15 protein-coding genes are annotated in these 13,831 nt (G+C 40.9%); 1 reads left to right on the top strand and 14 read right to left on the bottom strand.

Going from position 1 to position 13,831, the window contains the following annotated elements:
* Positions 1-4 precede the first annotated feature (4 nt).
* From aroD to ftsB, 12 genes are all read right to left on the bottom strand, one after another.
* Entirely contained in the window at positions 5-832 is an 828-nt protein-coding gene (gene aroD, locus MKL36_RS03295; RefSeq protein WP_171251854.1) for a type I 3-dehydroquinate dehydratase, read from the bottom strand.
* Between the two features lie 68 nt (positions 833-900).
* Entirely contained in the window at positions 901-1,530 is a 630-nt protein-coding gene (pcaG, locus tag MKL36_RS03300; RefSeq protein WP_001067206.1) for a protocatechuate 3,4-dioxygenase subunit alpha, read from the bottom strand.
* A gap of 14 nt (positions 1,531-1,544) precedes the next feature.
* Complete coding sequence (gene pcaH / locus MKL36_RS03305) at positions 1,545-2,270, bottom strand: protocatechuate 3,4-dioxygenase subunit beta (protein ID WP_000077912.1); 726 nt, start codon at positions 2,268-2,270, stop codon at positions 1,545-1,547.
* A 10-nt stretch (positions 2,271-2,280) separates the two neighbouring features.
* Entirely contained in the window at positions 2,281-2,694 is a 414-nt protein-coding gene (gene pcaC, locus MKL36_RS03310) for a 4-carboxymuconolactone decarboxylase (RefSeq protein WP_000997505.1), read from the bottom strand.
* A gap of 15 nt (positions 2,695-2,709) precedes the next feature.
* Positions 2,710-4,065 (bottom strand): MFS transporter, encoded by a 1,356-nt coding sequence (locus tag MKL36_RS03315; protein WP_000168125.1) that lies wholly within the window; start codon positions 4,063-4,065, stop codon positions 2,710-2,712.
* A 42-nt stretch (positions 4,066-4,107) separates the two neighbouring features.
* Complete coding sequence (gene pcaD, locus MKL36_RS03320; RefSeq protein WP_021511212.1) at positions 4,108-4,893, bottom strand: 3-oxoadipate enol-lactonase; 786 nt, start codon at positions 4,891-4,893, stop codon at positions 4,108-4,110.
* Positions 4,890-6,245, bottom strand: coding sequence for a 3-carboxy-cis,cis-muconate cycloisomerase (locus MKL36_RS03325; RefSeq protein WP_021511211.1), 1,356 nt, complete (start codon positions 6,243-6,245; stop codon positions 4,890-4,892). The genes pcaD and MKL36_RS03325 overlap by 4 nt, the downstream gene beginning before the upstream one ends.
* A 2-nt stretch (positions 6,246-6,247) precedes the next feature.
* Positions 6,248-7,459, bottom strand: a complete 1,212-nt coding sequence (gene pcaF, locus MKL36_RS03330) for a 3-oxoadipyl-CoA thiolase (RefSeq protein WP_021511210.1) — start codon at positions 7,457-7,459, stop codon at positions 6,248-6,250.
* 12 nt (positions 7,460-7,471) lie between these two features.
* On the bottom strand, positions 7,472-8,125 hold the full coding sequence (locus MKL36_RS03335) for a 3-oxoacid CoA-transferase subunit B (RefSeq protein WP_004739108.1): 654 nt from the start codon (positions 8,123-8,125) through the stop codon (positions 7,472-7,474).
* Between the two features lie 18 nt (positions 8,126-8,143).
* The gene (locus tag MKL36_RS03340) at positions 8,144-8,815 is read right to left on the bottom strand and encodes a 3-oxoacid CoA-transferase subunit A (RefSeq protein WP_000566012.1); all 672 of its coding nucleotides are present in this window, start codon (positions 8,813-8,815) and stop codon (positions 8,144-8,146) included.
* Positions 8,816-9,164: 349 nt separating this feature from the next.
* Positions 9,165-9,881, bottom strand: coding sequence for a 2-C-methyl-D-erythritol 4-phosphate cytidylyltransferase (gene ispD, locus MKL36_RS03345; RefSeq protein ID WP_001216216.1), 717 nt, complete (start codon positions 9,879-9,881; stop codon positions 9,165-9,167).
* Positions 9,847-10,236: a cell division protein FtsB gene (gene ftsB, locus MKL36_RS03350; RefSeq protein WP_000895054.1), complete on the bottom strand. Its 390-nt coding sequence runs from the start codon at positions 10,234-10,236 to the stop codon at positions 9,847-9,849. The genes ispD and ftsB overlap by 35 nt, the downstream gene beginning before the upstream one ends.
* A gap of 628 nt (positions 10,237-10,864) precedes the next feature.
* On the opposite strand from ftsB, the gene MKL36_RS03355 reads away from it, so the two are divergent.
* The gene (locus tag MKL36_RS03355; RefSeq protein ID WP_021511209.1) at positions 10,865-11,542 is read left to right on the top strand and encodes a DUF421 domain-containing protein; all 678 of its coding nucleotides are present in this window, start codon (positions 10,865-10,867) and stop codon (positions 11,540-11,542) included.
* A 96-nt stretch (positions 11,543-11,638) separates the two neighbouring features.
* Here the strand turns inward: MKL36_RS03355 and eno are convergent, their stop codons facing one another.
* Positions 11,639-12,928: a phosphopyruvate hydratase gene (gene eno / locus MKL36_RS03360; RefSeq protein WP_000078452.1), complete on the bottom strand. Its 1,290-nt coding sequence runs from the start codon at positions 12,926-12,928 to the stop codon at positions 11,639-11,641.
* Positions 12,929-12,973: 45 nt separating this feature from the next.
* A complete protein-coding gene (gene kdsA, locus MKL36_RS03365) occupies positions 12,974-13,831 on the bottom strand; it encodes a 3-deoxy-8-phosphooctulonate synthase (RefSeq protein WP_000080538.1) in 858 nt (285 codons plus the stop codon).

Below are 13,831 nucleotides of genomic sequence, written 5' to 3' on the forward strand. Positions count from 1 at the left end.
TGATTTATGGGTTTGTTGGTTGAACTGTTTGTAAAATCTGTTTGAGCTTAGTCACATCAATTTGACCCGGTGCAGAAGCCTGACCAATCATGCCAAAGCTATAACTTCCGCCCATATTGGCAGTCGCAACACGTGAAATCGTACCTAATTGCCCCATCGACATTGTCAATAATGGCTTAGTGGTTTGCTGGCTTACCTTTAAAGTTGCGTTCATTAAAGTGAAAACGTCTTGTTTAGATTTAGGCATTACAGCAATTTTGAGAACATCTGCGCCCATTTGATCTTGTTTTAACAAGCGTTTTTCAATTTCATCTTGGCTTGGTGTTTTTTGGAAGTCGTGATTAGACATGACAACGAGCACTTTCTTTTGATGTGCTTTTTGAACAATTTCTGAAACTACTTTTTGATCACGGAACATTTCAACATCTAACCAGTCCATGAAAGGATTCTTTAAATAAGCCTGATAAGTCTTACCATAATCAGCATCACTAATTTCAAGCTGGCCCCCTTCGTTTTTGGTACGAATAGTGGCAATCATTGGCTTACTGCCTAAAATCTTTTTCAGCTCATGACCTAAGGCAATGACTTGTTTTGTATCGCTGGCAAAGCTTAATAAATCGATACGGAACTCTGCTAAATCAGCATCTGCCGTATTTGCAATGACTTGAGCTTGTGCCAATGCTTGTTCTTTAGTTTTTGCGGTAATCGGAACAATCGTTTTAACGGCTGTAGCGGCAGGTTGTGCCTGAGCAGCTAAAGCAACAGGTTCAGCATTTACCTGTGCAGTAAAAAATGGGAGTGCAAGCAAACTTAGGCTTAATAATGTTTTCATGTTCATAGGTTCATCCTTAAAAAGGCTACACGCATCCTTGAATAATCAGGTGTAGCCTTAGGTGTTTCTTAAATATCAAAAAATACAGTTTCGTCATCGCCTTGAATACGAATATCAAAGCGGTAAACAACTTCACCATTTTCTTCAAAACGTTTCGCAATAAGTGTTTGGCGACGTGGTGCCCATTCAATGCTATTTAGAATTGGATCGTTAGCATTTGCCTCTGCTTCATCTTCAAAATAAACTCGTGTATGAAGACCCAAGTTAATACCGCGAGCGAAAATGACTAATGCAATATGAGGTGCTTGAGTTGAACCTTTACGGCCTGCTGTCGCGCCCGGCTTAATTGTATTAAAGCTCCAAACACCCGTTTCAAAGTCTGCACCTGTACGGCCCCAACCTTGAAATGCCGGATCAGCTTTTTGCTCACGCGTATCTGCCTGACTTGGATAAATACCATTTGCGTCGGCCTGCCAAATCTCAATGAGTACATCACGTAGCGGTAAACCTAATCCGTCAAACACTTGACCTTCAAGACGAATACGCTCACCTTTGGTTTGGTCTTGAACCAACTGGTTATTAAAGTTGTTTTCAAAAACTTCAATACCGGCCTGTTGTGGCAATAAACCAATGTGAACGTAAGGACCACCTGTTTGAGATGGAGTTTCTTTTAATTCCTGAAAATTCCAGTTGTTCATGCTCGTGCTCCCGATTAAGTCAAATCATTTTCGAAGTAAGTCGCTCGACGTCCACGTAAAGTGATGTCAAAACGGTAACAACGGCTATCTGCTTCGATAAAGTTGTTTTTATCTTCTAGTGCAATCAAGGCACGACGTTGATCTTCAGAAGGAATCGTTTTTAAGATCGGGCAAGTGTCAATGAGCGTATCTCCTTCAAAATAAAACTGCGAAATCAGACGCTGCGCCCAACCATCAGCAATTAAAGAGAAATGAATATGGGCAGGACGCCATTCATTAATACGGTTACGCCACGGATATGGACCTGGTTTAATGGTACGGAAAATATAAAAACCATTTTCGTCAGTTAATGTACGACCACAACCACCGAAGTTAGGATCCATTGCACCAATAAACTTATCGTTTGGATGACGATAACGTCCAGAAGCGTTGGCCTGCCATACTTCTAGAAGTGCATTTTTTACAGGACGACCAAATTGGTCACGAACATAGCCATGAACAATGACACGCTCACCAATTGGCAAACCATCTTTGGCATAGTTCAAAATCAAATCGTTATCTTTTGGACCAAACAAATTTGAAGAAAAATGCGGCGCAGTGACTTCAGTTAAAGTCTCATTAATTGAGATCAATGCATTTTTTGGCGAACGTAATACACTTGTTTTATAACCTGGCGTATACGCTGGTGGATGATCATCTGTATTACGTTGGGCGTAAGCACCCCAGCTATGTTGTGACATCTTTATCTCCTTAATCCTGTTCTTTCGCTGCAATTGGGTTTACTTCTATCCCCAACTCTTTAAAGACTTCTTCAGCCATATGCATTGCAGCGTTTGCAGCAGGTAAACCCGCATAGAGTGAACTGTGTAAGATCAGCTCTTTTAAATCTTCTTTAGTTACACCGTTGTTGAAACAAGCACGTAAATGCATGCGTAGTTCATCTTCGCGGCCCAGCGCCAATAAAATTGCGATAGTCACTAAACTACGGGTATGACGTGGTAAGCCTGGACGAGACCACACTTCCCCCCATGCATAACGGCTAATAAAATTTTGGAAATCTTGGTTAAAGTCATTTAGGTTCTGCAAAGACCGACCAACATGTTTTTCACCCAAAACTTCAGTCCGCACCTCAATGCCTTGTTTATAGCGTTGTTCATCATTCATTGTGATAGACCTCTATTAGGTTGCATCGGTATGCGCAACAATTGATTTAATAAATACCGCAACAGCAGCAGCGGTCGCTGGAATAAGTAATAAACTAAGAATGGCGGTAAACGACCAATCATTGCCGAGTAACACAGCTCCAATCCACGCACCAAATACCGCACCAAAACGCCCAATACCCGTCATCCAAGACACACCCGTTGCGCGGCACTGAGTTGGATAGAAGCGTGCACTTAACGCCGGCATCGAAGATTGCGCACCATTAATGGCGATACCCGCACAAAGTACCAATACTGCAAGTAAGGTTGAGTTGCCTAAGCTTTGACCGACAGCAATTGCAAATAGACCTGCGGCAAAGTAGAAAATGGCGATGACTCGGTTCGGGTTAAATTTGTCCATTGCCCAACCAATAAATAATGCGCTCACCACTCCACCGAACTGGAACAAACCGCCAATAAATGCAGCGCGCTCCATCGAAGCACCTGTTTCACGCATAAGTGTTGGTAACCAACTTGTTAGCAAGTAAACAACCACGAGTCCCATGAAGTAAGTCACCCAAAGCAAAACCGTACCTTTGGCATATGGCTTAGAAAACATAATTCCAAAGACATTTTTCTTTTGAACAACTTCTGTTTTTTCTTCAGGCACATGAAATGCTGTCGCATTTTGAATCTGTGCTGGTGCAATATGGTTTAAGATTTTGCGTACTTTTTCTGGATTCTTGCCTTTCACAATTAAAAAGCGGTAAGACTCAGGTAACACCAAAATCACTAAAATCATTAAAATTAAAGGTGACCAGCCGCCGAGCAAAAATAAACTATGCCAACCGTAGGTCGGGATAAGCCAACTGCTAATAAAACCACCTGTAGCCATACCCAAGTTGTAGCCACAGAACATACATGTCACGAGTAATGAGCGAATGCGGGTTGGACAGTACTCAGAAAATAAAGTGGTCGCATTCGGCATAGCTGCGCCAAGCCCAATACCTGTCAAAAACCGTAAAACGACAAGGCTATCCAAGTTGGTTGCATAAGCAGATGCCAAGGTGAACCCACCAAATACAAGCATCGAAAAGGCTAAAACAATTTTGCGGCCAAAGCGGTCAGCTGTCGGGCCAGAAACTAAAGCTCCAATAATCATTCCACCAAGTGCAGCACTCATCACTGGTCCTAACTGAGAGCGATCTACGCCCCAATCCTGAGCCAATGCTGGAGCGATAAAACCCATTGCAGCTGTATCGATACCATCAGTAAAAATAATTAAGAAACAGATGATTGCGATCATCCATTGATATTTACTAAGTGGAGCATCATTAATCAGTGCTTGAGCATCGATGCTTTTGCTTGGTGTAGCGTAATCCTGAGACGCCATATTTGCCTCCTTAAGGCCAATTCCTTTTAAATTACTAAGCGATTAGATTTGCTGAATAAATCTAGTCAATTCCTGAGTAAATCTTTGTGGTTGCTCAATATTAGAAAGATGAGATGCTTCGAGTTTTGCAAGCTGACTGTTATTAATCGCCTTCTGCATAAATTCGGCATCTGCTACCGTCGTTACCGGATCTTCTGTTCCTGCAATCAGTAGCGTTGGAATTTGGATTTGTGCAATTTCATCTCTTAAATCGGCATACGCTAAAGCGCGACATGCATTGGCATAACCTTGTGCTGGTGTGTTTGCGAGACTTTGAATCGTCGTTTGTGCAACCACGTTATGTTGATAGTCGAAGTTTTCACTAAACCAGCGGGTATGCGTGGTTTTTACCAACTCAGCTAAACCATTCTGTTCCACAGAATCAGCACGACTCAACCAAGCCTCTGCCTGACCAATTTTGGCTGCCGAGTTCGCAACAGTAATACTTAAAAAGCGCTCTGGATGATGAATACCCAACCAAAGCCCTGTAATTCCGCCCATTGATATGCCGCAAAAATGAGCTTTTTCAATATTCAAGGCATCTAAAATATCAACAACATCTTCAGCTAAGTTTTGCAATGAGGTGTCACTAATTACATCACTTCCGCCATGACCACGTGTGTCGTATGTAATGACATTAAAATGACTTTTAAGCTCATCTACTTGCGGCTGCCACATTCCATGGTCCGTTCCTAATGAATTAGAAAACACAAGCACAGGAGCATCTTTTAGACCATCTGTATAAACTGCTAACTGCTTTCCTTGACGATTGCTAATAGTCTGTTTCACTTTGACTCTCCTTGTGCTTCTTTCAAAACCGTATCAATCTGTTGCTGAATATTGCCTAAATAGTTTTCTGGTTTGAAAATATTCCTTATCTCATCTTGGCTAAACTGGCCTTTCACTTCGTCTAATTGGCTAACAACATCAAACAAATGCTGGTTTTGTGCTACCGCTGTTTTACATGCAGCTTCAACTAAATGATGAGCATTTAAACGACCAATTTTAGGAGCAAGTGCCATCATCACAGCTTCTGCCATAATCAACCCGTTGGTACACTCAAGGTTCTGCTGCATATGCTCAGCATTCACTTCGAAACCTTGTAAAACTTCACCAGTACGAGTTAATGCTCCAGCACAAAGCTGAAAGATTTCTGGAACTGCTAACCACTCTGCATGCCATGCACCTAAGCTACGTTCATGTTCCTGTACCATGCTTTGATAAATGCTAGACATCAGTGCTGGTACACGATTCGCCGCGGCCAATACGGATGCTGCCGCAACTGGATTACGCTTATGAGGCATGGTCGATGAACCACCACGACCCTTTGCGGTTGGCTCAAACAACTCTGCAATTTCAGTTTGCATCATGAGTGACCAATCCCGTGCCATCTTGCCCGTATTCCCGACAATCATGCCAAGCACACTTGCAATTTCTACAATACGGTCACGCTCACCATGCCATGTACTTGTTGGTACTGTCAGATTCAGTTGCTCCGCAAATGCACTGACCACAAGCGAACCTTGGTCTTGCAATGAAGCCAACGAACCCACAGCACCGCCTAACTGAGCAGTGAGCACACGTGATTTCATAGCTTGAATACGCTCTAAATCACGTTTAAATGCAGAAGCCCAACGAGCAAGTTTATGTCCCAACGTAATTGGTAAAGCTTGCTGTAACCATGTACGCCCAATCATGACTTGATGGCGATATTGCTTAGCTTGTTCTAACGCAGTGCTGTAGCACTGTTGAAGTTGAGCTTCAATAATGTTCAACGCATCACGACATTGCAAAATACAAGCTGTGTCTAAAATATCCTGACTGGTTGCGCCCCAATGCACATAACGTGAAGCATCTTCATCAATATCTTTAACAATTGCCGTAAGCTGTTTTACAAATGGAATTGCAATATTTCCAGCTAAGCCAGTTGCTACCGCCAAAGCGGAAAAATCAAACTTGTCTAGTGCATGCTCAGCTACTTGGGCAATGGTATTAGCCGCATTTTGAGGAATCACACCAACTTGTGCCTGTGCTTGCGCTAACGCAACTTCAACCTGAATCATGTAAGTGACTAAAGATGAGTCACTAAAGATGTCAGTGACGTCTTTTTGGTAAAACAAGCTGGCATATAACTGGCTCATGACTAGACTCTCTCAATAATCAATGCGATGCCTTGACCTACACCAATACACATTGAACACAAGGCATAACGACCGCCTGTTTGTTCAAGTTGGTTTAAGGCTGTGGTCACTAGGCGTGCACCTGATGCACCAAGTGGATGACCTAAAGCAATTGCACCACCATTTGGATTTACCTTGTCAGAGTTGTCTGGTAAGCCTAAATCACGGGTCACTGCCAAAGCCTGAGCAGCAAAAGCTTCATTGAGCTCAATTACATCCATCTGCTCTAAAGTTAGGTTGGCTTGTTTAAGTAATTTTTTAATGGCTGGTGCTGGGGCAAAACCCATAATGCGTGGTTCTACGCCCACGGCTGTTGAGGCAATGATCTTGGCACGTGGTTTTAGGTTATAAGCCTGAACTGCTTCATCAGAAGCAATCAGTAGAGCTGCCGCACCATCGTTAATGCCTGAAGCATTCCCCGCAGTGACCGTACCCTCTGCTTTAACTACAGGTTTAAGTTTGCTTAAACCTTCAAGCGTGGTTGATGCACGAGGATGTTCATCGGTATCAATCACAACAGCATCACCCTTACGTTGAGGGATTTCAACTGCCACGATTTCTTTAGAAAAAAAGCCTTTGGCTTGCGCGCTTGCGGTGCGTTGTTGGCTCACCAAGGCAAACTGGTCCTGATCTGCACGATTGACGTTGAACTGTTCAGCGACGTTTTCGGCAGTCTGGGGCATGGTGTCTACACCATACAATTCTTTAAGTTTAGGGTTAATGAAACGCCAGCCCATAGTGGTGTCTTCAATCTTCTGGCTACGGCCAAAGGCACTGTCAGACTTACCCATCACATAAGGTGCACGGCTCATGCTTTCCACACCACCTGCAATCACTAGATTCGCTTCACCTGCTTTAATGGCACGGGCAGCAATAGCAATGGCATCGAGTGATGAACCACACAAACGGTTAATGGTGGTTGCCGGCACCTGATAAGGTAAACCAGCAAGTAGTGCTGACATACGGCCGACATTACGGTTATCTTCACCAGCTTGATTGGCACAACCATAAATCACATCATCGACCTGTTCCCAATCTACACTTGGGTTACGCTGCATGAGTGCTTTAATAGGTACAGCGCCAAGGTCATCGGCACGGACGGGTGCAAGGCCACCGGCATAACGGCCGAATGGAGTACGGATGGCATCGATGATATAAGCGTTTTTTAATGTCATTTCCCTACTTCCTTACCCTTGAGTCGCATCAATCAAAGTTGCACCCGTTAAAGCCTGTAACTCATCAAAACTAAGGCCTTCCACCTTTTCAATCACCTTTAAACCAGCTTTGGTCACATCAATCACACACAGGTCAGTGTAAATACGGTCAACACAGTGCTTACCCGTTACCGGATAAGTCAGCTCAGCCACAATCTTCGGCTCACCTTGTTTAGTCACATGGTCTGTAGTGATAAATACTTTCTTGGCACCAACTGCCAAATCCATTGCACCACCAACAGCAGGAATCGCATCCGGTGCACCTGTGTGCCAGTTGGCCAAGTCACCATTGGCTGCCACCTGAAATGCCCCAAGCACCGCAATATCAAGGTGACCACCACGCATCATGGCAAATGAATCGCCATGGTGGAAAAAGCTGCCACCTTCAAGCATGGTCACGAACTCTTTACCCGCATTAATCAGTTCAGGGTCTTCTTCACCTGCCGCTGGTGGTGGGCCAAAAGCCAACAGACCATTTTCAGAATGTAGAAAGACATCTTTATCAGCAGGTAAGTAGCTGGCAATCTTGGTCGGTAAGCCAATACCCAAGTTGACATAGGCACCATCGGGAATATCTTGTGCCACACGTTGTGCAATCTGGTCACGGCTAAGTTTCTGGTAGCTCATGTTATTTCTCCTTATTGCTTACTGTGCGGGCTGTACTTGTACAACATGCTGTACAAAGATACCTGGGGTAATGATATGTTCCGGATCTAATCCACCTAACTCAACCACTTCAGAAACTTGAGCAATGGTGACATCAGCAGCCATGGCCATGATCGGGCCAAAGTTACGTGCAGATTTACGGTAAACCAGATTGCCCCAACGGTCGCCCTTGTAAGCTTTAATCAGGGCAAAGTCAGCCTTGATCGGATACTCAAGTACATAGTCTTTACCATCAATATGACGGGTTTCTTTGCCTTCAGCTAAAAGTGTTCCAAAGCCAGTTGGAGTAAACACCGCCCCAAGACCCATGCCTGCTGCCTGAATACGGCACGCCAGATTGCCTTGCGGTACCAGTTCAAGCTCAACCTTTCCGGCACGGTACAGTTCATCAAATACATAAGAATCTGACTGACGTGGGAAAGAGCAAATCACTTTTTTAATTGAACCGGCTTTGAGCAGTTTAGCCAGACCATAATCGCCATTACCGGCATTGTTGCTCACAATGGTCAGGTCCTTAACGCCAAGTTCAATCAGACCGTCAATGAGTTCAGCGGGTTGTCCTGCGGTACCGAAACCACCAATCAGAATGGTTGCACCATCTTTAATCTGCGATAAAACCTCGCTTAGTGAGGACTTACTTTTGTCAATCATTAGACAACTCCATTGTGCTCATTGAAGAAGAGAGAGGTAAGAGATTTAGGCACACTGAGGCGAGAAGAATAGATAAATATTTCACTCAATCCCGAGTGTTTCCCTTAGATTTCCCTTTTAAACATTTTTGATAATTTTCAGATTTTGATCTAGTCAGCTATATATAGTTTTGTTCGATTTAGGATTTTTTTGTTCGACTATCGAACATTATCTAAGTAAATTACTTATTCAATCTTACAAATACAAGTTGTAAAAAAATACTAATTATTTTGGATAGATATGTAGAAATACCATATTCACTTAGGCTATTTTATAAGTAAAAATTACCATCTATCCTGTATATAAAATCTTAATTTTGTGATTGTAAAATCAAGCGAGCAAGTTCTAAATCATCGGGGTAAGTAATTTTTATATTATCAGAACGCCCCATGACCACCTGTACACTCTCTCCTATAGATTCAAGTGCACTCGCCTCATCTGTAATAATCAAATTATTTTTTAGCGCTGTTTCTATTGCTTTTTTAAGAATTCCAATTTTAGCAATTTGAGGAGTTTGAGCTTGCCACAACAGCTCTCGACTCACAGTTTTATCAATTTGCTGTTCCTGATTTACTTGTTTTAGCGTATCGCGTACCGGAATTGCCAAAATAGCACTCTGATTAGTCTCAATTGCATTTTTAACAAGAGTATTCAAACATTCAAAAGTCACACAAGGCCTTGCTGCATCATGTACTAATACCCAATCATCCTCATCCGCAATCTGTGATAGATAATTCAGCGCATTTAATACCGAGTGCACACGTTCAACACCACCATTACAAAAATGCGCTTTATGCTTATCTTGAAAAGATAAAGTTGAGGCAAAAGTATCTTGTTTTCCAATTGCCAAAACATAACCCGTCAGCGGAAGCTGACTTAAACGCTTAACCGTATGTTCTATAACAGTAGCATCTTGAATATATTGGTATTGCTTTAATTCAGTTTTGGAAAACCGACTTCCTGAACCAGCGGCAGGGATAACTGCCCATAATTTAGTCTGGGATGTCTGGTGATGGAGGTGTCTCATTAGTTTCCAAATCTACTTTAGCGTTCGGGTCAATATAAATAGGTTTGTAATGGGTACTAATTGTACTCATTTGAACAAATGTCTCATGTGGCTTAACCAAACCTAGATCTAGGCGAGCATGCTCTTCTATCGCCTCCGTACCATTCTTTAGGTCGAAAACTTCAGCTGCCAAAATACGGTTTCGCTCTTTAAGCTCGTCATTTACTTCGGCTTGTTGTTGAATCTGCTGCATAAGCGCTTGATGAGGAAAATAACCACCCTCACCTAACCAAAACTGATATTGCAATATAGCCACTAAAACAATAACCAGTAGCAATATAAGTTTGCTTGAAGTGGAACGAAATACTTCTAACATAGCATTAAGAGCTTTAATTAAAAACTTTGATTAAGTTTTTGTATTGTATGACAATTTACAAGCAGCATGCAAAATTCCTGCAAAGTTCCTGCAAAACGATGAATGGTCATATTACTTTAAATTGACCATTGTGACATGTTTCATTTTGTCAAAATTCAACTCAATTGGAAAGGAAAATAATGTTTATGAACACAACTGCTTATAAATCAATCTATGTATATAAAAATACTTCTAATTAACAAAAAAGTGTCTCAATAAATATAAAAAAGCTCTCCTGAAAGATATAGAGAAATAGATTCTCTGAATATAAAGACTATCTTCTTACTACCAATGAGCAAAGTTTAAATATTGTATTACTTACAATGCTTGATTCCGGCCGTAGTTTTATTCAAGATGATAAATTAATAAAACAGAATTTTTTTTTAAAATTTAATAGTTGTATCGTCATTTTTTTCAAGCTCGGCCCTTCTATTCTATACATGAGTTTTATATCTTTTAATTTCATATAACAATACACATATATCAATTTTTTAACCAATAACCACTTAAAAAGTATATTTTTTTTAATTTTATTCTGATATGAATTTTAAATGTATTTTTTATACATATTTAAACAAGTGAGAAAAAGATGGATCTTTCTAATATTCTTATAGGTGACACAACGTGGTCCTTTGTTTTAGAAATTTTGGTCCGTTGTACCATCATGTTTATCATTATCATTAGTTTTCTAAGGCTATCTGGTAAACGTGGTATTCGGCAACTCTCCTTATTTGAACTTGCCATTATTTTATGTTTAGGTTCTGCTGCTGGCGATCCTATGTTTACTAAGGATTTACCGATTGCCCATGCATTGATAGCTTTTATCGCTATTCTTTCTCTATATCGTCTTGTCACTTGGGGCATGGTAAAACATAAAAAAATTGAAGACTTATTAGAAGGAAAAGCGCTCTGTGTCGTTAAAGAAGGCCTTTTAGTCTACAAAGATTTCCAAAAACAGACCTATTCTCATGATGAGTTTTTTTCGGAAATGCGCCAACAAAACGTTGAACATTTAGGCCAAGTCAGAACAGCCATGCTTGAATCAGATGGTATTCTGAGCTTGCTTTATTATGAAGATGAAGATGTCAAATGGGGACTTCCCTTATTCCCTGATGCTTATCGTAAAGCAGAAGTTCTTAAAATTAATACTTTTTATTCCTGTATGAAATGTGGCGAAACTAAAATTTTAAATAAGCTAGACCAAGAATGCTCTCGTTGTCATCACCACAGTTGGGCTGAATCTTTAAAAACCCGGCGCTTAGGGTAAATAAAAAAGTGCTATTTCTAACACTTAGAAATAGCACTTATATTTAAATATTAATTTTTCATCAATATTTAAATAAATAAAACTTTATTCAAAAGATTAGTTTAAACCTTTGAATTCAGCTTTACCGCGGTAAACTGCTTTAGTTAACTCTTCAATACGAAGCAATTGGTTATATTTAGAAACACGGTCAGAACGGCAAAGTGAACCAGTCTTAATTTGACCTGCTGCTGTACCTACTGCTAAATCAGCAATAGTTGAATCTTCTGTTTCACCAGAACGGTGAGAAATAACAGTAGTGTAACCATTTGCTTTAGCAAGGTAGATTGCATCTAAAGTTTCAGTCAATGTACCAATCTGGTTATATTTGATCAAAATTGAGTTACCAACTTTTTCATCAATACCACGTTGTAAAATCTTAGGATTAGTTACGAATAAATCGTCACCAACCAATTGGATTTTATCACCAAGAATTGAAGTTAAGTAACTCCAGCCTTCCCAGTCAGACTCATCCAAACCATCTTCAATAGAGATAATTGGATACTGCTTAACAAGACCAGCTAAGTAATCAGCAAATTGATTGCTTGTAAAAGACTTGTTGCCTTCACCTTCAAGAATATATTGACCATTCTTGTAGAATTCTGAAGATGCACAGTCAAGTGCAAGCATAATATCTGAACCAGCTTTATAACCAGTTTGCTCAATTGCTTGAAGAATTACTGTAATCGCTTCTTCATTTGAACGAAGGTTAGGCGCAAAACCACCTTCATCACCTACAGCTGTGTTCAAACCTTGTTTCTTAAGAACTGATTTCAAAGAATGGAATACTTCTGCACCAGCACGTAATGCTTCAGCAAATGAAGTGAAACCAACTGGCTCAATCATGAACTCTTGAATATCAACAGTGTTATCTGCGTGAGCACCACCGTTCAAAATGTTCATCATTGGTACAGGCATAGTCAAAGTAGTTTGACCACGTAAGTTAGCAATGTATTGGAACAATGGAAGTTTTTGTTCAGCTGCTGCTGCGTGAGCTGCTGCTAAAGATACTGCCAAAGTTGCATTAGCACCTAGTTTAGATTTGTTTTCAGTGCCATCAAAAGCAATCATTTTTTCATCAAGCGCTTTTTGTTCAAAAACACTTTGACCAACAAGCAATTCATGAATTGAGCTATTTACATTCTGAACAGCAGTACGAACGCCTTTACCTAAGTAACGAGATTTGTCGCCGTCACGAAGTTCTAAAGCTTCACGAGAACCAGTTGAAGCACCAGATGGTGCACATGCACGACCAACCACCCCAGATTCTAAGATGACGTCTGCTTCGATGGTTGGGTTACCACGAGAGTCCAAAATTTCACGTGCACGAATGTCAACGATTTGGCTCATGAACAATTCCTCAGTTGAATGAATAACGCGATGCAAATTCCTGCATCAATGAGTATCTAACTTTTTGAATCCTTTAACTAAAGTATCCAATTCTTTTAGTTGTGCCAAGAATGGCTCAAGCTGTGACAAGCGCAATGCAGATGGTCCATCACATTTCGCTTTATCTGGATCTGGATGAGACTCTAGGAATAATCCCGCTAAACCTGTTGCCATACCTGCGCGCGCTAAAGTTGTAATTTGAGCACGGCGACCACCAGCTGAATCTGAACGACCACCTGGAGTTTGTAAAGCATGAGTCACGTCAAAGAATACAGGTACATTCATTTCTTTCATGATGTCAAAGCCAAGCATGTCTACAACTAAATTGTTATAGCCAAATGCTGAGCCACGCTCACAAAGAATAAGTTTGTCATTTCCCGCTTCTAAACATTTATGCAAAATATGGCGCATTTCATGAGGAGCCAAGAACTGTGCTTTTTTAATGTTGATAATAGCTTGGGTTTTCGCCATTGCTTCAACAAGATCAGTTTGACGGCTTAAGAAAGCAGGAAGCTGGATAATATCAGCGACTTCGGCAACTGGCGCTGCCTGATATGGTTCGTGAACGTCGGTAATAATGGGTACATTAAAATGTTTTTTAATGTCGCCTAACCATTCAATACCTTTTTCAAGTCCAGGACCACGGAATGAATGCAAACTAGAACGGTTTGCTTTATCAAAACTCGCCTTAAATACATAAGGAATATCCAGGCGTTTACAAATATCAATATAAGTTTCAGCAATTTCAAAAGCTAAATCTTTTGACTCGAGTACGTTCATTCCGCCAAATAATACAAATGGCAAATGATTTGCCATTTGTATATCGCCTAAACGTACAACTTCTTGTGGTTTTAATTGTGACAT

This window comes from Acinetobacter sp. AOR12_HL (assembly GCF_027855275.1).
Taxonomy (GTDB): domain Bacteria; phylum Pseudomonadota; class Gammaproteobacteria; order Pseudomonadales; family Moraxellaceae; genus Acinetobacter; species Acinetobacter baumannii.